Genomic DNA, 21,079 nt, shown 5'->3' on the forward strand with positions numbered 1-21,079 from the left:
CCCCATTGGCATCAATGTTTTTAACATTTTCCAATGGGGTGCTTTTTTATTTTTATCTTCTCTTAATTGTATTCCCTTATAATTATTTATTTGCTCTCTTCCACTGCCGAATGAAAAGTATCAGGATATACAATCGACAGAATATACTCATAGGCTTCGCTCCACCGGCTGTTTGGCTTATACTGATACAGTTCTTTCGGAAGAATAACAAGGTGCTTCTGCTTCACAGCCTTCAAATCCTCCCATCCGGATTCCTTTTCCAAAGTATTATGAAGCTTCTTCAGGGCAAGCTTTCTGTCTCCCATGGTTGTGACAAAAATATAATCAGGATCGCTCTTTGATATCGCCTCCAGTGAAGGAGTCTTATTTTCCGCAAGATTTTTATTGTTCGCAGCTGCATTCTCTACTCCGATGTCCTGCAGGATATTGCAGACTACATTTTCCTCTGTCTTTACCTTGATGTCTGCAGAATAAGCTCTGAGCACCAGTGCAGTCGTTTTCCTGCCTTTTGGTACTTGCTTCAGCAGGTAATCCGCTTCCTCCCTTGCTTTCTCTCCATACTCCTCATAATTATCCTCTTCTCCGGTTACTTCCGTCATTTGTTTTAAAACGTTCAGGTAATCGTCCAGAGTATTCATCCTGACAATATAATATGGAATTTTTTCTTTCTTTAAAGTCTCAGCTGTATCCATCTGCTCCTCAATGTTTCCTGAAATCAGAACCAAATCCGGCTTCAGGGAAAGAACAGCATCCAGATCCGGATATTTGACAGAACCAACATTTTTAATCTTTTTTTTGTTAAGATTTTCGTGAACTACCTCTTCTTCCAGCACATCTGCAGTAGCTCCGCATAATTCTCCTCCGGAGAGCAGCCATACATCCGACAGGGAAGCCGATAACGCTACTACTTTTTCCGGTTCTTTTTTTATCTCTACTTTTCGCCCGGTGGAATCTTTTATCACTGTATATGACTCTTCTTTTATCTGTTTTTTGTCCTTGTCATGGTTTCCCCTGCACGAGGCCAGAAACAAGACACACAGCAGAAGTAATACAGTCGCTCCGCACTTTTTATTCATAATCTGGTATATATTCCCCCTCACCAGTATTTGCCAATGATCTTGCTGACAATATTTTCTTTTATTATATAGTATAACTCCAGCAGGTGCAAGTTTATTGCCTTAAAGCGCTTCTCTTTCAGGTGGCATTCCGCGGTCCCCACGGTCTCCCAGTCCGCTGAAATGCCACAGCGTCAAATTTTTTGGCTCCTTTGTCTCCAGATATCTGTCTTTCAGAGCTTCGATCAATAGTAACGGATCTACAATGCCTCCTCCGGCTCCGCAAACTGCCAGAGTATCTCCGTCATCTATTAATTCTACAGCTACCAGAAGGTAATATTCCATAACGAACATTACAGCGAGAAAGATCTGGAATGTGGCTGTACAGGTGCGACCGATAACAATCAGTGCAATTCCTTTCACTGCAAATTTAGATGCCTTGGAAACTCCCACAAAACCTTTTATTTTTTCTCCGCTTTCTGTCTTTACTCTCGGCTGCGGTGCAAAGTTCAGCTGCGGGTGAAAGTTCATCCAAATATTGTGTATCACTCAGAACCTTTCCTGTAAAATAAAGAACAGGCTCTTTTATTGCTTTCCAATAAAAGAGCCTGCTGATCTTACTTCTGATTCAAATATGCATTAAAAATATCTTTTGATACATTTTCCTTAATGCTTTTATATATGTCGGAAGCCGCTTTCCTTACGTCCTCCTGAGTTTTCTTATCCAGCGTCACAATCTTCGTACCACTGTCTTTTATGACCTTCATCCGTTCCTCGATCCGTTCATCCGAAGCTTTCCTTGCATATTCCTTTGCCGTCTCTGCCGCCTCCTCAATAATCTTCTGCTGATCTTTCGGAAGGTCTTTATAAAATTCATCACTTACAATCAGAGAAATATAATGGGGCAGATGATTTGTTTCTACCACGTAATCCTGCTGTTCATAAAGTTTGCTTGATACAATGACCTCATATGGGTTTTCCTGTGCGTCTATCGTCTTCTGCTGCAGGCCGATGTATACCTCACTGAACGTCATCGGCGTCGGATTTGCTTTCAGTGCCTTCCAGAAATCCATATGGTAGCTGTTTTCCATGGTACGGATTTTCTGTCCTTTAAAGTCATCAATCGACTTCACCTCTTTGTTGGTAGACATGACACGAAATCCCTGGTCCGCATAACCCAGCAGCTTAAATCCGCCTTTTTCATAGACCTTTTCCATCTTCTTATAAAATACAGGATTGTCTACGGCAGCTCTTGCCTCTTCAATCGTAGTAAAGGCACTTGGCAAATCAAAGACAGCGGTATCCGGCATAAAAGTAACCTGAGGTGCCGTATTTTGCACAACAAAAGGAATATCACCGTCAGAACAGCTCTCCAGCAGTTCCCTGTCTCCCCCCAGCGTACTGTTTGGATATACCTCAATCTTCATTTTCCCTTTACTCAATCTGTTTACTTCATCTGCAAACTTCTGAGAATATAGCTGCGTCACGGTATCTTCCGGGCTGGAAGTTCCAAGAGGCCACGCATACCGCTGCACACCGTCATCACTTTTCTTCTTGCATCCGCTAAGAGCCAAGACAGAGACGACACATAAAGCTGCAATACCAAATCTTATCAATCTTTTCATCTGTATCCCCCTCCTATAACAGCGCCAGGCTGATCTGCGGTATAAATGTAATAAGTAACAAAGCCACAAGGAAACAAAGGATCAGCGGCATTGCCTTCTTTGTGATATCCACTACCGGGATCTGAGTCAGGGATGAAGCCACGAACAAATTGACTCCGATGGGCGGAGTTACAAAACCGATCGCCAGATTGACCACCATCATCACACCGAAATGAATTGGATTCATTCCAACGCCCACTGCAATCGGCATCAGAATCGGTGTCAGAATCAAAATAGCCGGTGTCGTATCCATAACCATACCCACAAGCAGTAAGAAGACGTTGATTACCAGCAGAATGACAATTCCATTGTGGAATGTTCCGAGAATCCACTCGCTGACTGTCTGAGGAACCTGCATCAGCGTCAGGACTCTTGAAAATGCCACGGATGCTGCCAGTATAAATAAAATAGGCGCATAGGTATGGATTCCCTCGATCATAACTCCCCATAAGTCTTTTACATGGATACTCTTGTAGACAAATAAGCTTACGAATACAGAATAAAAAACAGAAATCACCGCTGCTTCTGTAGGGGAAGCCACACCAGTATAAATACAGCCAAGGATAATGACCGGACTGAGCAGTGCAAAAAAACTGTCTTTCAGCACAGTAAGCAGGCCTTTGTCACGAAGTGCCTGTACTTCTTTCCGGATCTTTTCTTTATCCTCACCATGTTTCCTGCAGTAAAAAACAGCATATACCATCAGCAGCAGACCGATAGAAATCCCGGGAAGAATCCCGGCGATAAACAGATCACTGACAGACTGTCCGGATGCCATTCCGTACATAATAAAAGGAATACTTGGAGGGATAATGACACCCAATCCTCCTGAAACCGTAACGATTGCTGTCGCAAATTTTTTATCATAACCGAGCTTAATTAAAATCGGGATCGTCATACTGCCCACTGCTGCCACCGTCGCCGGTGCTGAACCTGAAATTGCTCCATAAAAAAGACACGTAACGATAACTGCACATGGCATTCCCGCTGTAAATTTTCCAATAAAATATACAAATACATCAAAAATCTTTTTTGAAATTCCGCCCTTTGCCATCACCATGCCTGATAAAACAAACATCGGCACCGCCAGCAGCGGAAAACTGTCGATTCCTCCCAGCATGGAACGGATGACAAACTGGCCGCTTGCCGTAAAAGAAGAGTCAAAGATTCCCGGAAGTACCGACACAATACCGAGTCCAATGGAAATCGGTATCGCGATGATCAAACACAAAAAGAAAATAATAAATACTGATAACGCTGACATACCTACACCTCCTGATCCTTTCCAACTGCGATTTTAAACTCAATCAGCCATCTCTGTAAAATACGAATTGTCACCAGCAGAAAACTTACCAGCGGTGCTGCCTGTATGTAGTACATTGGTATATGGCATGCAGGGCTAACTTGTCCGCTTTCAAATGCACTTTTTAAATACAGGATAGAGTATGGGATCAGATACAGGAACAATGCAAGTTCAATGGTATGGTTCACCACTTTAAAGATGGCCCTTCCCCTTTTAGGAAACATTGCCACAAACTGCTCAATTTTAATGGAGATACACTTTTTTGTGCAGTAGCTGACACTGATAAAGCCTGACCAGATAAACAGGTATCTTGTGATCTCCTCCGACCAGGAAAGGGATGCTCCCAGAACATAACGCGCCAAAACCTGTATGCCCATGATCAGGACCATCCCCATCAGGAAAACTCCCATTAAAAACTCTTCTAAATTTTCATCTAACCACTTTAGCATCTTAATACCTCTCTTTTGTAAGCGGAGATCTGCTGTCCCCAGCATGATTCTATCTATTTGAACATGATTCCCCGCTGTAATTATTACAGCATCCAAAAGTTAATTTTTTAACAACCAATCCACTATATTATACATGGTAATAATTCATTCCACAAATAGATTTTTCAAATAGAATTAATAATTTTTATCTATCAATATTGCAGATTTTCTCAGAGTTCAATGATCCTGCCGCCTCAAATCATCTATGGTCCGCAGAAGTAAAAAGCAGATAACCTGGGGTCAGATTATCTGCTTTTATCTTACTGTCATTTTGATTTTATAATTCTACAGTCCCTGATTTGCGTGGAGGAACTGAAGCATATCATTTAATTCATTGACTGCTGCCTGACCCGGAGCAGACGCTTTTTTCGCTGCGCCGAATGTAAGCGCCGAACCGAACACTTCTCCGCAGAGACGGCTGATCAGTCCCGTTCCTGCCATAGACATAGTGATGATCGGACGGTCTGCATGATCTGTATACATTTCCTCCGTCGCTGCAAGGAGTGTAAGTACATCTCTCCTGCAGGTCGGCATGACAGCGATTTTAGGAATATCAGCTCCTAATTCCTGCATTTTCACGAGTCTGCTGACAATTTCTTCTTTTGAAGGAGTTTTGTCAAAATCATGGTTGGAAGCCACGACCTTTACGCCGCATTCATGCGCAGCCGCCACGATATCTTTTACGATATCATCTCCCGTAAATACCTCCACATCTACAAGATCTACATATCCGCTTCTCGCTGCATTTTTATTCAGTTCTGCATACGGACCTGGCTCAATGGCTTTTTCTCCGCCCTCTTTGGATGTACGAAAGGTAAAGAGAATCGGTGTATCTGAAAGAGCTTCTCTCAAATCTTTTAACACATCTTCTACTTTGGCAAAATCGAAGACTCCCTCAAACCAGTCCACGCGCCATTCCACAACATCTACCGGGATCTCCCGGAAAGACTTTGCCTCGGCGATGATCTCTTCCTTTGTCACGCCCACAATCGGCACACAAATCTTAGGAACACCTGTTCCAATCTCTACATTTTTAACTTTTACTGGATTCATTTTCTACTCCTTATTAAGCTTTCTCTTCCATTGCCTTGTATCTCACATTGACAAACAGAGCCAATAATACTCCGACAACAGTGATTCCAATGTTCATTAATAAAATGTCTGCTTTATCCATTGTACCAGCCAGAGAAAGGATTGTATAGTTAGATAAGCTGGACGCAATCATAACTATACTCGTGATAGTTCCTTTGATTTTCGGAAACAGATCGTTCGCTGTCGCTGTCACAAGCTGAAGTACAACGGCTCCCGCGGAATATCCGACAACTGCTGATCCGATGTAGCAGATAGAAGGAGTTCTCAGCAGATAAACAAGCGCAATCATAATCGCTGCGATCAGAGGATATACGAATAAGAATCTTACCCCTTTTATCTTATTAACTAAAACAGTTGTAACAACGATAGCTACGAGAGATCCCGTACTGTAGTATGTCTGCATCACAGAAGGATCACCAATCTTTGCATATTCCTTCGCGAAATCCTGAGCACAGTTCAGCCAGAGCTGGAATGTTGCTGTTCCTGTAAATCCGATGATAATCAGCGCAATACTCTCCAATGAGAAGTTTGCATGTTTGATATCCTGGATCAGAGAAGATTTTGCCCCGCCTGCTGTCTCCATCTTCGGAAGAGGTGCGAATAAAACAAGCACGCCGATGATGGCAATGGCAACACCGCATACGTATAATAATACATTTAAGGAAAGGTTTGCTCCAACGATAGCACCGATCATAAACGGCATTAACAGCTGTGAACAGGAGATTGAAAACTTGGTGAGCATCGTTGCCATACTGGATCTTGGAGCCAGAATTTCAACACAAGCCGGGATCACACCGGTATCCAGGAATGAGTTTGCGATTCCTCCTAATACAGCTGCTATGTATGCAACCGTCATATTTGGTGACATAGCAAGGCCTAAGAAAAAGATCGCATAGGAGCCTGCGCCGATGATGGATGCCACTTTTCTTCCCAGCTTATCAGAAAGAGGTCCTGCAAATGGAAGGGCGATCAAACGTCCAAGCCCCAGCGCTGCCGCTACCATTGTTACCAGCCCGATGTCAGAAGCTCCCCACTGCTTTACCAAAGTTTCTTTTACTGCTACCTGGCCTAATACAGAACATCCGATACCATGGATGAAATAATTTAAGTATAAAATAAACGCACTGGGATAATATTTTTTGTTCATAATTGATTCCTCTCAAATTTCCTCTCTAGATTTAGTCGTATTTAATATCCAACACTTCTTTCATGTGGTCGATCGGCATATGTTTTCCGGTCCACAGGTGGAATGCCGCGTCTCCCTGGAACAGCATCATACCAAGACCGTTCATTGTCTTGCAGCCGGCTTCTTTTGCCATCTTTAAAAGTGCAGTCTCTCTCGGTGCATATATAGTGTCGGTGACGATCAGGTCCGGACGCAGGAATGACGCGTCAGGTATCACTGACTGGCCTTCAAGAGGCTTCATTCCAACACCGGTTGCCTGTGCAAACAGATAGCTGTCTGCAATCTCTTCTTTTAATTTATCTTTATCATCAAGATCATAAAGATTTACGATACAGTCTGTGTTTGCACGGATCTTCTCAACGGTTTTCTCTGCATTCTCCCAGAATTTATCTTTGATATTGAAGATTGACATTTCTTTGACACCGTCCAGAGCCGCCTGAATTTCGATCGCCGTTGCAGCTCCGCCTGCTCCTGTGATTGTCATTTTTTTGCCGATCACATCGATGTCATTGTCTTTCAGTGACTGCATGTAGCCGATTCCGTCGGTAATATGTCCTGTCAAAACTCCGTCTTCATTGACGATCGTGTTGACTGCTCCTGCCATCTCTGCTGCCGGTGAAAGCTTATCTAAGTACTTGCCTACAACTGTCTTGTTCGGCATAGACACGTTGGAACCCTTCAGTTTCAGGGCACGCAGTCCTTTTACCGCATCCTCTAATGTGTCATTGTCAACTTCAAACGCCAAGTATGCATAATCAAGTCCTAATGTGGCAAATGCTTCATTGTGCATTGCCGGTGAACTGGAATGTCTGATCGGATATGCCATCAGCCCGATCAATTCTGTATGTCCTGTGATTCTCTCTGCCATGTGTCATTCTCCTTTTCTACTTACCCTGTTGTTTCTTCACCCAAAAGTTAATTTTTTAACAACCTTACAAAAACTATTATACACGGATCTTATTGATACTTCTAATACATCTTTTAATACTTTTTAATAGATTTTTGCTATCATTTATGTTATGCTTCCTTATATAAATAGCCATTGCACTTTCCCAAGAAACGAGGTACTCTCTATGAATTTAAACCAGCTTTCTTATTTTCAAAAAATCGCAACCCTGCAGCATTATCATCAGGCAGCCAGAGAATTGAATGTATCCCAGCCCAGTCTAAGCCGCTCCATCGCCAATTTAGAAGAGGAACTGGGGCTTCCTCTCTTCCGGAAAAATGGAAGAAATATCGAGCTGACTAAGTACGGAAAGATATTTTTAGAGCATGTCAATAAAATACTCGAAGAAGTGAAGATTGCTGAGGATAAAATGAAGGCTCTGGCCAACTCCAAGGGAGGCCACATCGACCTGGCCTACGTGTTTCCACTTGCCAAATCGTATATTCCCCACCTCGTGCGCAGTTTCTTAAATTCGGAAGGTTCCAGCAATATCACCTTTTCCATGACGCAGGAAATCACTAACAAAATGCTCCGTGATCTGAAGTCTGAAAAATATGACGTCATCTTCGGCTCTTACGTATCCAATGAGCCTGAGATCGAATTCGTCCCGGTCATCAATCAGGAGATGGTTGTCATCACGCCGCTGGAGCACCCCTTGAAGCATAAAAAAGAAGTTCTGCTGGAAGATCTTCTGTCCTACCCTGTCATAGGATATGACCGCACTTCCGGCCTGGGCCAGTTTACAACTTCCATCTACCGGCAAAACCGGATGGAACCTGAGATCGCATTTGAAACCTCCGATGAAAATGCCATTGCCGCTCTCGTAGCCGAGAACTTCGGCATCGGCTTCGTGGCCCATGTGGAATCTCTGAGGGAATATGACGTGGAGATCCTTCACTTAAGCAACGTGAAACCTTATCACACTGTCTACATGGCGTACCTGAAGAACAACATTATGATCCCTGCTGTAGAGAAATTTATTGTCTTCGTAAAAAAAACGATAGACAAAAACTATTGATTTCAAAAAAAATATCAATTTGTTAAATAATTATCTTTGCTTTATAATGAACTTATCATTACAGATCACCCAAATGCAATGATAACAACCCTAATTAGAAATCGATAATCTTTTGGAGGGTACACAATGAAGTGCAATTATAAAAATATTTTCAGTCCGTTGACAATCAAAAACATGACGATGAAAAACCGCATCATGATGACACCGATGGGAACCAACTATGGAGAACAGACCGGAGAGATGAGTTTTCTCCATATCAATTATTACGAACAGAGGGCAAAAGGCGGTGTCGGTCTTATTATGGTGGAAAATGCCAGCGTAGATTCCCCTCTCGGTTCAAACGGTACAACTCAGATCAGGATCGACCACGACAATTACATGCCGCGTTTCTTTAAACTCTGTGAGACTGTCCATTCCCACGGTGCATGTATCGGACTTCAGTTAAATCATGCAGGTGCGTCCGCTCAGTCTAAACGTACTAATATACAGCCGGTATCCGCATCAAATATTCCATCCAAAGAAGGCGGAGAAATTCCCCGTCCGCTTACAAAAGATGAGATTTATGCAATTGTTAAAAAATATGGAGAGGCAGCTGCGCGCGCACAGGCTTCAGGATTTGACTGCATTGAGATCCATGCGGGACACTCCTACCTGATCAGTCAGTTCTTATCTCCTACGACTAACGTCAGAACTGATGAATTTGGAGGTTCTCCGGAAAACAGAGCCAGATTTGCAAGGCTGGTATTAGAAGAAGTCAGAAAACAGGTTGGACCGATGTTCCCAATCTTCGTCCGTCTAAGTGCCGACGAGTTTATGGAACATGGAAATACCCTGGATGATACTTTGAACTACCTCCAGTATTTCCAGGAAGAAGTCGATGTTTTCGACGTGTCTGCCGGATTAAACGGTTCCATCCAGTACCAGATCGACGCCAACTACTTAGAAGACGGCTGGAGATCTTATATGGCAAAGGCTGTCAGGGAAAAATACGGAAAACCATGTGTGACTATGGGTAATATTCGTGATCCACGTGTTGCTGACGATATTCTTGCCCGCGGAGACGCTGACATCATCGGTATGGGACGCGGTCTCATCGCAGATCCATGCTGGGTGAAAAAGGTTGCCACAGGGCACGAAGATGAATTAAGGAAATGCATTTCCTGCAACATCGGATGCGCAGGAAACCGAATCGGTGTCAACCGCCCGATCCGCTGTACGATTAATCCTACGGTAAACGACGGTGCTGATTATAAAAAGCACAAGATCAATAAACCATGCAACGTTGTCGTTATCGGAGGCGGTACTGCCGGCCTGGAAGCTGCATGTACGGCTGCGGAAGTTGGCTGCACGACATTCTTATTAGAAAAGGAAGATCATCTGGGAGGACTTTCCGTGGAAATCTCCAAGATTCCTGACAAGAAACGTCTGGCTGATTTCCCTCACTATCTTCAAGTAAGGGCATCCAGGTTAAACAACTTGTTTATCTTTAAAGGACAGGAAGCCACACTGCCGATGATCAAGGCTCTGCACCCGAATATCATCGTCAATGCCACAGGATCCAATCCTCTGCTTCCGCCGATCAAAGGTCTTCACGACCATATCGACAAGGAAGGCTCCAAGGTTGCCTCTATTTCCGGCATGATCAATCATCTGGCTGACTATCCGGAAGACTGCACAGGCAAGAAGGTCGCTGTCATCGGAGGCGGTGCCGTGGGACTGGATGTTGTAGAATATTTTGCACCAAAAGGCGCAGAGGTGAGCATCGTAGAGATGATGCCTGCCATCGGTAAAGATTTAGACCCTGTTTCTAAATCCGGTGTTAATGCACTGATGAAAAAGTATAAGGTCAACCAGATGCCGAACACTGCTCTCTGCGAAGTCAAGGCCGATTCCTTCCTCGTAAAAGCAGACGGTGAAGAAAAAGACCTGCCATTTGACTATGGATTCGTCTGTCTCGGAATGCGTGCCAACGCTCCGATCCTAGAGGAGATCCGTGAGGTATATGCGGATACCAACGTAGAAATTATCAATATCGGTGACAGCGTCCGTGCAAGACGTATCATCGACGGTGTTCAGGAAGGACATAACATTTTAAGAGTACTTTCCGACATGGAATACTTATAAATAATATTCCCCAAACTCTTTTCATAACATATTCCTTAATAGAAAGAAAGGGAACCGTCATCATTGGTTCCCTTTCTTATTGTCTCTTCAATATCTTCCTTACGGACAAGTTCAAATAAATCTTTTGGCTGGAACCTGGAAGCAAAGGTTTCCCACATGAGATCCATCGCCTCCTGAAGCCTTGAACGATGCAGTTTTGCAATTTCTATCCTCATTTATTTCCTCCCCGGCTTTGGCTGGTCCTGTTTATTGATTCTGTTTTTTTCAATTATATTTGTTTCTCCGGCTTCTATCAACCGAAGTTTACTTACAGAAAATAGAAACTGCCGGAATCTAATTTACAATTCCGGCAGATATCCTGATTATAGTTTTAATCTTCTTTTTATCTTCTCAACAGCTTTTTTTTCAATACGGCTCACATAAGATCTCGATATATGAAGTTCTTTTGCCACCTCTTTCTGAGTCATTGGTTTTTTGCCATATAATCCGTATCTCATGATCAGAGTTGTTTTCTCCCTGGACGGTTCCATCTCATCCACCATTTTATACAAATCTCTGATTTTTTCCTTCAGGTCCAGTTCATCTACGATATCGTTTTCATCCGCCCCCAGTACATCCAAAAGATTAATTTCATTCCCCTCTTTGTCAATCCCAATTGGCTCATATAACGAAGTGTCCTTTGCACTCTTTCTCTCCTGCCTCAGCATCATGAGCAGTTCATTTTCAATGCATCGGGAAGCATAGGTCACCAGCCGGTGCCCTTTCTCCAAGTTATAGGTATTGATCGCTTTAATCAGCCCAATCGTTCCCACGGATATCAGATCGTCCTTATCCCTGTCAAAGTTATTATATTTTTTAACAATATGTGCAACCAGACGGAGATTGTGTTCTACTAATATATTCCTGGCCTCCATGTCCCCCAGGCGGCTTTTCTTCAAGTAATATTGTTCCTCTTCCTGTGACAGCGGTTCTAAAAATGCCTGCAAGTAAAGCAACCTCCAAGCCTTTTTAACATTGTATGCCTTCCTCTGTCCAATAGTGCTTTTCCCTCTAAAAGATATTTCACCGGCTGTAAGGGTTCTCTCAAATGTGTTAAACTTACAATATAAATTGTTTTATTTAGGAGGTCTGCTATGAACGATTTATATCATATTGATGAGAATTCAAAATGGGAAATGGTTTTGGGGAATATACAAAATATGATCCAATATCTTGATCAGGAATCCATGCATAACCAGATCGATCTTGTGGCAAGCGGTCCTGCTGTCTGTGAACTTCAGGATGCCGTCTCAGAAAAGATGGGAGCATATGAAATTGCTCTTTATAAACTTCACATGGGAATTTTTAATCTGTCTTCTTCCAAGATATTTTTTACATTCCTCCAGAAACATATTTTATATATTCTTCCAAACACATATTTTTCTTTTTCATTTCCCTTGCGGCTTTCTTTCCCACATACCGGTAATGCCACGGTTCATATCCGATTTTTGTAATATTTGTTTTATTCTTTGGATATCTGAGAGTAAATCCGTATTTCCAGCTGTTTTCCATAAGCCACTGCTGTTCTTTCCTCTTTTCCTGAGTCTCATCAAGCACCGGATAATCAACTGCCACGATATCCACAGCCAGTCCTGTCTGATGCTCACTCCGACCCGGAAGCGCAACCCATCTGGATGCCTTCTCCCTGGCCTCAGCCTCCGTACATCCCTGATTCAAATACTTATTGATATCACGCTCCAGAAGATACGTCTGGCGCTCTTCTGTCCGGTATGCAGAACAGACGGAGGGATAAAGTCCTCTTTTTCTGGCCGCATCCATCATTCTCTGCAAATCCGGCAGTATCCTCCGGTCCACCTGACATCCGTTGTTTAATGTAGTCAGGTCAGGCCGAAAACCATCCGGCACATAATTTTCATGATTTATTAATATTAAGTTCCAGGGAATATTAACTGTCTGTTCTTTTTGTCTTGGCCTTACAAATCTGCTGATTGGTATTGTATTTTTTACCGGCTGCTGCGTAGACGTACAGTACTGTATCACAAGAACCGTCAGGATCCAAGCGCCTATGATCTCTAATACAAGCAGGACAAAATACTTATGTCTCCTCTGTATATATTGTTTCTTTCTCATTGGTCCGTCACCCTTCTTTCCAGAGAATATTATCTCTGGTATTATCATACCCGGACCTTGTATCACAATTCATTCAAAATTCCATCGAAGTTGTATCATCTGCTGACACTATTTTCATCTCCATAATTTACTTCAGGGTGAATATAAAATTCCCCTTCTTCCGCAAATTTTTTGCTGAAGAATATAAATGAATAGCACACATTTTCACTGCCTGACTTGTATCTTACAAAATGACTGGTTTTTATTACTGCAATTTTGTTTGTTTCTCTCAATCCAAGGTACCGGTCCCAAATCCCTATGATCTTTTCAGCATCCACAGCCTTGATTCCAGTTCCTTTTACACTGTCGAGGCTTAAGATTTTATGTGAAGAATCATCAATGACCAGTGACAAACTTTGATCCGCTGACTGTATAGATACAGTTTGGACTCTGAGACGTCTTGCATAATTTTTTGTATCCAGATAAGTCGTGGTAGTTTCATAAAACATCATTGTATTTTTATTCAGGTCAAGCTTTGGAAACATTCCCATCTCTTTCAATTTTTTTAATTCATTGATACAAACCTTTTTGAGTTCTTCTACCTCTGCCGATCCCCACTCATAAGACTGGTTCGTCACGGCAATTTCCTCCATTGAGTTATCGGCTTCCACAATGAGTGCTAATTTTTCGGCTATGGTTAAGGTATCTGTCCGGATTTCCGATGCATCTTCCACCTTGTCCAGTTCCACCCGGCCCCTCATTTTCTTATCCTGATATCCCGATATCAGGGACGGCCATAAAATACAGGAGACTGCCAAGGCCGCTGAGAAAAGGCAGATCAAAACATTCTTAAATTTCATCGAACCTCTCCTTTCTGAGCCGAACTGTGACTGCCGTTCCTCTTTCCAGCCGACTCTCAAATTTCATCGTTCCGCCGTGCAGTTCCACGATCCGGCGGCAAAGAGAAAGTCCAAGACCCGCTCCGCCTTCTTTTCTGGCTCTGGACTTATCTGCCATATAGAATGCTTCCGTTATCCTGTTAACATCTTCTTTTGCCATTCCTCTTCCGTTGTCTTTTATCGCCAGAATATAACCGTTTTCATCTGATCTCCCTTCAAAGCGAATCAGTCCGTCCGCATCCACTGCCTTCCTGGCATTATCCATAAGATTCACACAGAGACTCTGAAGCAGATCCGGTTCTCCCCATATGATCCCCTCCTCAAAAGAAGTTTCAAGCTGAATACCTGATGTTTCCAAAAGAGGCCCTGTAAGATGAATGACTTTATCAGACAGCTCTGCTGCCGAGACTGGTCTCATGGAAATCTTCTGCTTGTCAAGAACGATCAGATCCATCAGCTTTAAAGATAAAGCTTCCAGACGCTTTCCCTCCTCAAAAATATAATTTGCCGCCTGAAACCTCTGCTCCTCACTGAGTCCTCTGGACCGCAGGGTATCTGCGTATCCTATGATAGAAGTCATAGGCGTTTTCAATTCATGTGCAAAGCTTCCCATAAACATCTCCTGGCGCAGTGCGGAGTCTTCAAGTTCATAGATCTTTTGTTCCAGCTGCTCTGCCATTGTATTAAAATCTCCGGCGAGAAAACCTATCTCATCCTCGGACACCACTTCCGAGCGGATCTTTAAATCGCCCGCAGCGAAGTTTCTGACCGCCCGGGAAAGTATTCTCAAAGGCCGGGTCAGCCATCTGGACAGACAAAAAACAGCAATTCCCAAAGTTACGACCAGAATAATGGATATCTTCTGATACAGCTTCATCTGATTTTCTTTTAATTCATAAATCGAGGTAATATCTCTTACATTTTCCAGGTAAAATACTTCTTCATCCACGGTGAAGCGGCAGGCCGACTGCAGATAATACCTGCCGTCCTGTTTGAGAATGGAGTATCCGGTATGTTTTTCGTCCAGAGCCTTCATTACCTGATCCGGTACACGAAAACTCAGATCAGAAAACAGCTCCCGGAAGGAACTGTCACAAATCCGAAATTTTCTTTCCTTTCCCGGAGATGAGAGACTGATAGATCCGGCCAGCTTTTTAACCGTGTTTCTCGGTGAACCGCTGTCCGGAGGAGATACGGCAATGGAAGCCCCCAAAGTTGCCCGGAAAATATTATTTTCCTGATATGACATCCCTACGGTCTGGCGCAGAGAAGACTGAAAAGAAGACTGGATCAAAAAATACCCGCCAACGCTGAATGTGAGCATAGTAAGTGAAATAATGCTTAAAAATACTTTCCAGGAAAACTTCATTGCTAATCCTCCAGGCGGTAGCCCACCTTATAGACCGTTTTTATTTTCTGTTCCCATCCGATTTTTTTTCTCAGACGCTGCACGTGCAGATCGACTGTCCTGCTGTCTCCCATGTATCCGCTGCCCCAGATCTTCTCATAAATAAAGTCCCTGAATAGGGCAATGTTTTTATTCTGTATCAAAAGCAGGAGCAGCTCGTATTCTTTGACTGTCAAATTTACGGGCTGCCCCTGTTTTTTTACGATCCTGGCTGACATATCAATCTCCAGATCTCCTGCCTTCAGACGGCTTTCTGTCTTCTGACAGCGCCTGAGAACTGTCTCTACCCTTGCCAGCAGTTCTGCAATCTCAAATGGCTTGGTCAGATAATCGTCTGCCCCTGCCTTCAGTCCCTTTACTTTATCTTCTGTATTGGCCTTGGCCGTAAGAAATATGACCGGGATCTCAAGAGGCCTGATGTAGTCCATCAGCTCATAGCCGTCTATCTCCGGCAGCATGATATCCAGAAGAATCAGATCAAATCTCTCCAGTTCCAGCCGGTCGGCCGCCTCAGCCCCGTCAAAAGCACAGACACAGCAGTATCCCGCTGCCGCAAGATTCATCTGGATTAAATTTGATATGGCCGGCTCATCCTCGACGATTAAAATACGGTTCATATTCCTCTCCTCAGCTTTCCATTTATATGTTGAAAAATATAACAGATCCTTGTATCCTTTTTGTATCCTCGGCTGCAAATGTCCATTATAAATTCAGAAAATCAAACGGCTCCTTATTCTGTAAAAAGTGCATGAGCATATAGGCACACATGATGGCCACATGTTCCTCCTTCAGTATCCTTTTCACTTCTTCCCTGTCTGCAAGCACAATTTCAATCTCTTCAGAGTCCTCCTGCCCTTTTTTGCTCGGTGTGCCGCTTGCATACCCATAAATCGTTGCACAGGACTCATCCGTCATGCCGACAGACATAAAGCCCGGCTTTTCAAACATCAAATCGGCATCGATTAATTCCAGGGAAAGCCCTGTTTCCTCCTTTAATTCCCTGATTCCTGCCTCCCGGTAGTCTTCTCCTTCTTCCACCAGACCTGCCGGAAATTCGTATATATAATCATCGATCGAATATCGGTACTGCCTGACCAGCACGACCCTGTCTCGTTTTTCACCGTAGAGGCTGTATACAATAATGCCGTCCGGATCATTGCGCTTTGTCTTTAATTTCAGCCGTTCCATATTTTTAACCCTGGAAGCGATATAGTAATTCAACGGTTTTCCAACCCGGTTCGTTCCTTTTAAATGATACAGATTCAGATGTGGATTATCTGTCAGTCTGCTGACTTCACTAATTTTTTTCATGCCGAATGCTCCTTTTCTAATGATGCATCTTTTTGTTCTGTCTGTTTATATATATATTATATCGGATATACGGTTCCCGGGAAAGCCTTTATATTACAGGGAGGCGGCACATTCAAACGCAAGTTCCATGTATTTATTAAAACTTTTGATACCGTACTCCGCCAGATCTCTTTGTTCCCATCTGTCTGCATCGAGATTATCCGCACCATATAAAAACTGGACAAACGGAATCTTACGAAACTGCGTGACTGCCAAAGCCGCAGAACATTCCATCTCAACCGCAAGGCATCCCTGTTCTCTGCGCTCTTTCACTGTACTCCTTGTTTCCCTGTAAATCGCATCCGTGGTCCATGTCTTGCCGGTCACATAAGACATTCCGCATTTCTTTAAACTATTCTTTAATATATTTACAGACGATGTCTCCGCATGGATTTCCTCACTGGCCGGCATATAGTGATAGCTGGTTCCCTCATCTCTTACCGCAGAAACAGGGACAATTATTTTATCCTGGACAGCGGACTGGTTCAGGACCCCGCAGCATCCGAACATTACTATTTTTTTCGCTCCCAGTGCTATGATTTCTTCTAAACCGGCCGCACAGGCAGGTGCACCTACTCTGGATAAAAAAAACGCGATGCTCTTCCCGGCATAATGCATTTCATAGACTGGGAGATTCCCGTTTGCGCTGCACAATTCTGCAATCTTCTTTCCGTCATTTAACTCAGCCAGCCGGTCGATCATGTCCACTGAAAAAGTGGTGATGCATACCTCCGGAAAATCCGTTTTTTCTTTTATAACATCCCCGGGATTTATCAACGCCGTTTTTGTATTGTCGCAGCGGTCAAATATAGTCGCCATATCTTTTTATTCCTTTCTCACTAATAAATTTCGGATTTCCTTCATCATTCTTTCCGGCACTTCTCTGTTAACCGGCATAAGTCTGCTGTACATTCTCACTCCCTGATAGGAAAAAATGATCAGGTCAAACACCGCAGATATATCGACAGGATAGAATTCCTTCCGGTCAATGCCATATTGAAGAAAGCTCTTCCATGTATGACAGGAAGTTAAATACTGACGGTACAAGGCATTCTCCCCGGCGGCATTTTCCTTCATGCTGAAATATTCATAAATCGCAGTGCTCAAAGAGCCTTCACTGTCGATCATTTCCTCCTGATAGCGTTTTAAAATATCGTCCAGAATGTGAACCGCAGAAAGTCCCAGCTTCATTTTCGAATGAAACTCCTCATTCTGAGAGTCCATCATTTCATCCACGATTTCTTTAAAAATCTGTTTTGTGCTCTCATAGTGTCCATACAAGCCTCCCCGGCTTAACCCCGTGATCTCACAGATATCTTTCATTGTAACTTCTTTAAAACCCTTCTCTGCAAACAAAAGACAGGCTTTCTCCCTGATCAATCTCCTCGTCGCTTCACCTCTTTTATTCACGGAACGCCTCCTTTCCGACATATATGTCTATAAATAAACTATACGACATATATGTCGGAAAATCAATGGTATACATCCATGTACCAAAGAAAAGTACCCATTAGACAAAAGAACTCTCCCAAAATAGCTTCTTTTGTTCAAGTAACACTTGTCCGGCAGGTATTACGTCCATTTTCTACATGATTGGAGAGAGGCATTCTAAGAGCCGAACGGAAATCATACGGAAAATGTCGCTCGGGTGGACGCGCTCCGCGCGATAAGGTATACTTAGCGATAAGGTATACTTATTATATAGTTTGGAGTGTGTTTATTGTTTTATTGTAGAAAGGATGGTTTTTATGGATATTGGAGAAGGTATGAAGAAGATCCTGCTGGCCGGCATCGGTGCTATGGCTGCCACGGCGGACTCTGCCAAAGATATCGTCGAGGACCTTGTAAAAAAAGGTGAACTCACTGTAGAACAGGGCAAGGTTGTAAATGAAGAGCTTAAACATAAAACAAAAGAAAAACTGAAAGATCATGTGACTGTAAATATTGTAAAAGACTATGGAGACTTGATCGATGCCGTGGATGATATGTCCGCAGAAGATTTGGACCGTTTAATGGAAAAGATCAATTTGAAAAAGCAGGCAGATGCCGAGATTCGGGAGGATGCCCCAGAGGAATCAAAAGAAGATGAGCAGTGATGTCTCTAACCGGCGGCTTTTAGATATTCTCACGGTGTTAAAAAGGCATCATCTCTCAAGAGGGATGACCCCTCAAAAGCTGAAAGAGATTCTGGAAGATCTGGGGCCTACGTATGTCAAGCTGGGCCAGATTATGTCCATGCGCTCTGATGTGCTTCCTGAAGCATACTGTACAGAATTAAAAAAACTCAGGACCGAAGTAAAACCGCTGGACTTTTCTCTGGTGAAACAGGTGGCCGAACAGGAACTCTGCCGTCCCCTGGAATCTGTATTTTCTGAGATCCGTCCGGCTCCGCTAGGTTCTGCTTCCATCGCACAGGTTCACTTAGCGGCGCTCGCAGGCGGCGGACGAGTTGTCATCAAAGTCCAGCGGCCTCATATCCGGGAAACCATGGAAAATGATATTCATTTTCTAAAAAAAGCCGCCAAAATCATGAAAATTGCCATGGGAACCGGTGACCTGATCGATTTTAATACGATACTGGATGAACTTTGGAAAACCTCTCAGGAAGAGATGGATTTTATAAGAGAAGCGGACAATCTGGTGCGGTTTTATGAAAACCAAAAAGACATTGCCTATGTCACCTGCCCGCAGGTGCTCACTGAGTTTACCACACCCCGTCTGCTTACTATGACCTATATCGACGGTATCCAGATCGATCATATCCATGCACTCCGCAAGGCCGGATATGACATGACGGAGATCGGCGAGAAAGCTGCAGAAAACTACTGTAAACAGATCCTGGAGGATGGTTTTTTCCACGCCGACCCGCATCCGGGAAATCTGTGGATTGCGGGAGGGAAGATTGCCTGGCTGGATCTTGGCATGACAGGACATCTGTCTGAACACTATAAACAGCTCCTCAGAAAAGCCATCTCAGCCCTGTTAATGCACGACATCTATACGCTGAAAAATGTCCTCCTCACCCTGGGAGAGCCAAAAGACCGCATTAATCATGCCAGGCTCTATACGGACGTGGATGATATCGTCAGCCGTTATATGACTTTGGACTTCGGCGAGATGCGCCTGGGAGATTTGATTGAGAAGCTCCTGGATCTTGTAAAAAAGCATAAAATCGCCATCAGCCCGGATATCACGCTCCTCGGCAGGAGCATGATTACCATGGAAGGCACATTGGCCGCCTGCTCCCCCGAAGTCAATATGCTCTCGATCCTTTCTGTGCATATGTCATCCATGATCTATGATGACCTTGACTGGAAAAAAGAACTGTTCCGCCGGGGTCGGACAGCCTATGCGTCTCTTGATAAATCCATGGAAATCCCGTCCCAGCTTTCCGACCTGTTAAATATCGCAAAAAACGGGCAGACAAAATTAAATTTAGAGCTCACAGATGCAGATGACCTGGTGAAAATGTTTCACCGTTCCGCCGGTTATCTTGTACTTGGGATCATCTCTTCCTCTCTCTTTGTTGGAGCAAGTCTTCTCTGTATGACGGAGATGAAACCATTATTTTTTGGTATCCCCTGGATCAGCTTTATTGGATTTGTTCTATCCGGGCTGATGATTGTATACTTGCTGTACCGTATTTTATTTCGCCCAAAACCCTGAAAATGCGGTGTGCCCGGTGGCTAGGCTTTATCTTTCAAAGCATATCTGAGGATCGTCTTCTTATTCTTTGAATCGGCCTGCCTGGCTCCTGCCACATAAATTTCCCGGTGCCAGTGATTCCGCCTTTCATATCCCTTCTCTTTGACAAACTTATCCATCTTCGCAAAGGATTCCGGTTCATCGTCAAATGGCCCCTTATGCATCATCTGGACACACAACCCTACCTCCTGAGAGAAAAACTCCACCTCTTTGAGCAGCTGATGAGGCTTCTTTCGGGCTACTGCATCATATGCTTCTTTAAACATCTCCTCTGTGATCACGTCCGGCTGCTTCAGCATAATCCGGTAAACAAAGCGGTCTTTATCCAAAGGATGCTCCGGATCAGAGGTCGTCCAGATTCCTTCCAGCGGATAGACTGCATAGTCCTCATACTGACTGTCGATCTTCTTAACGCAACCTTCTGAGCAGGCTTTTTTATATCCATTCTTGATTTGAAATGCAAGTGAATATAAAACACCGACTCTCTCTGAAAAATCTTCTTTGTTAGGATCACCTTCCCCGCAGATCATAATATAGCTCTGTCCGGGTATCTCGATCAGAGACGGCTCCTGTTTTGCGCTGTAAATCTCCTTCTCCTGTTTTCTCCATTCATATTTCATAAGAAATTTCATCTCCCTTCCTACAATAAATGATACCACTCTGAACTTGTCATCCCATGTCATGTTAAAAAAACATCGGCATAAAAATATTGCCGATGTTTTGAAACTTAAC

At 43.5% G+C, this 21,079-nt stretch carries 22 protein-coding genes; 4 read left to right on the forward strand and 18 right to left on the reverse strand.

The features are described from left to right. Positions 1-86: 86 nt before the first annotated feature. The 8 genes from QGT46_RS05870 to QGT46_RS05905 form a co-directional block, all read right to left on the reverse strand. Entirely contained in the window at positions 87-1,076 is a 990-nt protein-coding gene (locus tag QGT46_RS05870) for an ABC transporter substrate-binding protein (protein ID WP_301589954.1), read from the reverse strand. A gap of 102 nt (positions 1,077-1,178) precedes the next feature. Next, complete coding sequence (locus QGT46_RS05875; RefSeq protein ID WP_235824551.1) at positions 1,179-1,604, reverse strand: hypothetical protein; 426 nt, start codon at positions 1,602-1,604, stop codon at positions 1,179-1,181. Positions 1,605-1,672: 68 nt separating this feature from the next. Continuing rightward, positions 1,673-2,680 (reverse strand): TRAP transporter substrate-binding protein, encoded by a 1,008-nt coding sequence (locus QGT46_RS05880; RefSeq protein ID WP_301589957.1) that lies wholly within the window; start codon positions 2,678-2,680, stop codon positions 1,673-1,675. 13 nt (positions 2,681-2,693) lie between these two features. After that, positions 2,694-3,983 carry a TRAP transporter large permease gene (locus QGT46_RS05885; RefSeq protein WP_148459771.1) on the reverse strand — a complete coding sequence of 430 codons (1,290 nt, stop codon included), beginning with the start codon at positions 3,981-3,983 and terminating at the stop codon, positions 2,694-2,696. 2 nt (positions 3,984-3,985) lie between these two features. After that, entirely contained in the window at positions 3,986-4,471 is a 486-nt protein-coding gene (locus QGT46_RS05890) for a TRAP transporter small permease (RefSeq protein ID WP_034549458.1), read from the reverse strand. Between the two features lie 324 nt (positions 4,472-4,795). Next, positions 4,796-5,563, reverse strand: a complete 768-nt coding sequence (gene aroD, locus QGT46_RS05895) for a type I 3-dehydroquinate dehydratase (RefSeq protein WP_024727815.1) — start codon at positions 5,561-5,563, stop codon at positions 4,796-4,798. A gap of 13 nt (positions 5,564-5,576) precedes the next feature. Beyond that, positions 5,577-6,749 (reverse strand): MFS transporter, encoded by a 1,173-nt coding sequence (locus QGT46_RS05900; RefSeq protein ID WP_024727816.1) that lies wholly within the window; start codon positions 6,747-6,749, stop codon positions 5,577-5,579. A gap of 31 nt (positions 6,750-6,780) precedes the next feature. Then, entirely contained in the window at positions 6,781-7,656 is an 876-nt protein-coding gene (locus tag QGT46_RS05905) for a shikimate dehydrogenase (RefSeq protein ID WP_006567234.1), read from the reverse strand. 205 nt (positions 7,657-7,861) lie between these two features. Here QGT46_RS05905 and QGT46_RS05910 point away from each other — a divergent pair, with 205 nt between their 5' ends. Further along, a complete protein-coding gene (locus QGT46_RS05910) occupies positions 7,862-8,752 on the forward strand; it encodes a LysR family transcriptional regulator (RefSeq protein WP_024727817.1) in 891 nt (296 codons plus the stop codon). 126 nt (positions 8,753-8,878) lie between these two features. After that, positions 8,879-10,876, forward strand: a complete 1,998-nt coding sequence (locus QGT46_RS05915; protein ID WP_024727818.1) for an NAD(P)/FAD-dependent oxidoreductase — start codon at positions 8,879-8,881, stop codon at positions 10,874-10,876. 35 nt (positions 10,877-10,911) lie between these two features. On the opposite strand, the gene QGT46_RS05920 is transcribed toward QGT46_RS05915, so the two are convergent. The 9 genes from QGT46_RS05920 to QGT46_RS05960 form a co-directional block, all read right to left on the reverse strand. Beyond that, positions 10,912-11,091 carry a hypothetical protein gene (locus tag QGT46_RS05920; RefSeq protein ID WP_024727819.1) on the reverse strand — a complete coding sequence of 60 codons (180 nt, stop codon included), beginning with the start codon at positions 11,089-11,091 and terminating at the stop codon, positions 10,912-10,914. Between the two features lie 147 nt (positions 11,092-11,238). Further along, positions 11,239-11,862 (reverse strand): RNA polymerase sporulation sigma factor SigK, encoded by a 624-nt coding sequence (gene sigK, locus QGT46_RS05925; protein ID WP_024727820.1) that lies wholly within the window; start codon positions 11,860-11,862, stop codon positions 11,239-11,241. A 385-nt stretch (positions 11,863-12,247) separates the two neighbouring features. Next, positions 12,248-13,006, reverse strand: coding sequence for a M15 family metallopeptidase (locus QGT46_RS05930; RefSeq protein WP_301589964.1), 759 nt, complete (start codon positions 13,004-13,006; stop codon positions 12,248-12,250). Positions 13,007-13,101: 95 nt separating this feature from the next. Then, positions 13,102-13,845: a hypothetical protein gene (locus QGT46_RS05935; protein WP_024727822.1), complete on the reverse strand. Its 744-nt coding sequence runs from the start codon at positions 13,843-13,845 to the stop codon at positions 13,102-13,104. After that, the gene (locus QGT46_RS05940) at positions 13,835-15,253 is read right to left on the reverse strand and encodes a sensor histidine kinase (RefSeq protein WP_148459774.1); all 1,419 of its coding nucleotides are present in this window, start codon (positions 15,251-15,253) and stop codon (positions 13,835-13,837) included. Before QGT46_RS05940 ends, QGT46_RS05935 begins: the two co-directional genes overlap by 11 nt. A gap of 2 nt (positions 15,254-15,255) precedes the next feature. After that, positions 15,256-15,909, reverse strand: coding sequence for a response regulator transcription factor (locus tag QGT46_RS05945; RefSeq protein WP_148459775.1), 654 nt, complete (start codon positions 15,907-15,909; stop codon positions 15,256-15,258). A gap of 85 nt (positions 15,910-15,994) precedes the next feature. Continuing rightward, positions 15,995-16,603 (reverse strand): NUDIX hydrolase, encoded by a 609-nt coding sequence (locus QGT46_RS05950; RefSeq protein WP_148459776.1) that lies wholly within the window; start codon positions 16,601-16,603, stop codon positions 15,995-15,997. 93 nt (positions 16,604-16,696) lie between these two features. Continuing rightward, positions 16,697-17,461: a nucleoside phosphorylase gene (locus QGT46_RS05955; RefSeq protein WP_148459777.1), complete on the reverse strand. Its 765-nt coding sequence runs from the start codon at positions 17,459-17,461 to the stop codon at positions 16,697-16,699. A 6-nt stretch (positions 17,462-17,467) separates the two neighbouring features. Beyond that, the gene (locus QGT46_RS05960; RefSeq protein WP_024727826.1) at positions 17,468-18,052 is read right to left on the reverse strand and encodes a TetR/AcrR family transcriptional regulator; all 585 of its coding nucleotides are present in this window, start codon (positions 18,050-18,052) and stop codon (positions 17,468-17,470) included. A gap of 338 nt (positions 18,053-18,390) precedes the next feature. On the opposite strand from QGT46_RS05960, the gene QGT46_RS05965 reads away from it, so the two are divergent. Further along, positions 18,391-18,738: a phasin family protein gene (locus QGT46_RS05965; RefSeq protein WP_024727827.1), complete on the forward strand. Its 348-nt coding sequence runs from the start codon at positions 18,391-18,393 to the stop codon at positions 18,736-18,738. Further along, positions 18,728-20,308: an ABC1 kinase family protein gene (locus tag QGT46_RS05970; protein ID WP_148459778.1), complete on the forward strand. Its 1,581-nt coding sequence runs from the start codon at positions 18,728-18,730 to the stop codon at positions 20,306-20,308. Before QGT46_RS05965 ends, QGT46_RS05970 begins: the two co-directional genes overlap by 11 nt. Before the next feature lie 20 nt (positions 20,309-20,328). Here QGT46_RS05970 and QGT46_RS05975 read toward each other — a convergent pair whose 3' ends face one another. Further along, entirely contained in the window at positions 20,329-20,967 is a 639-nt protein-coding gene (locus QGT46_RS05975; RefSeq protein WP_148459779.1) for a GyrI-like domain-containing protein, read from the reverse strand. Positions 20,968-21,079: the final 112 nt, after the last annotated feature.

It is taken from the genome of Anaerostipes faecis, from assembly GCF_910574135.1.
GTDB lineage: Bacteria > Bacillota > Clostridia > Lachnospirales > Lachnospiraceae > Anaerostipes > Anaerostipes hominis.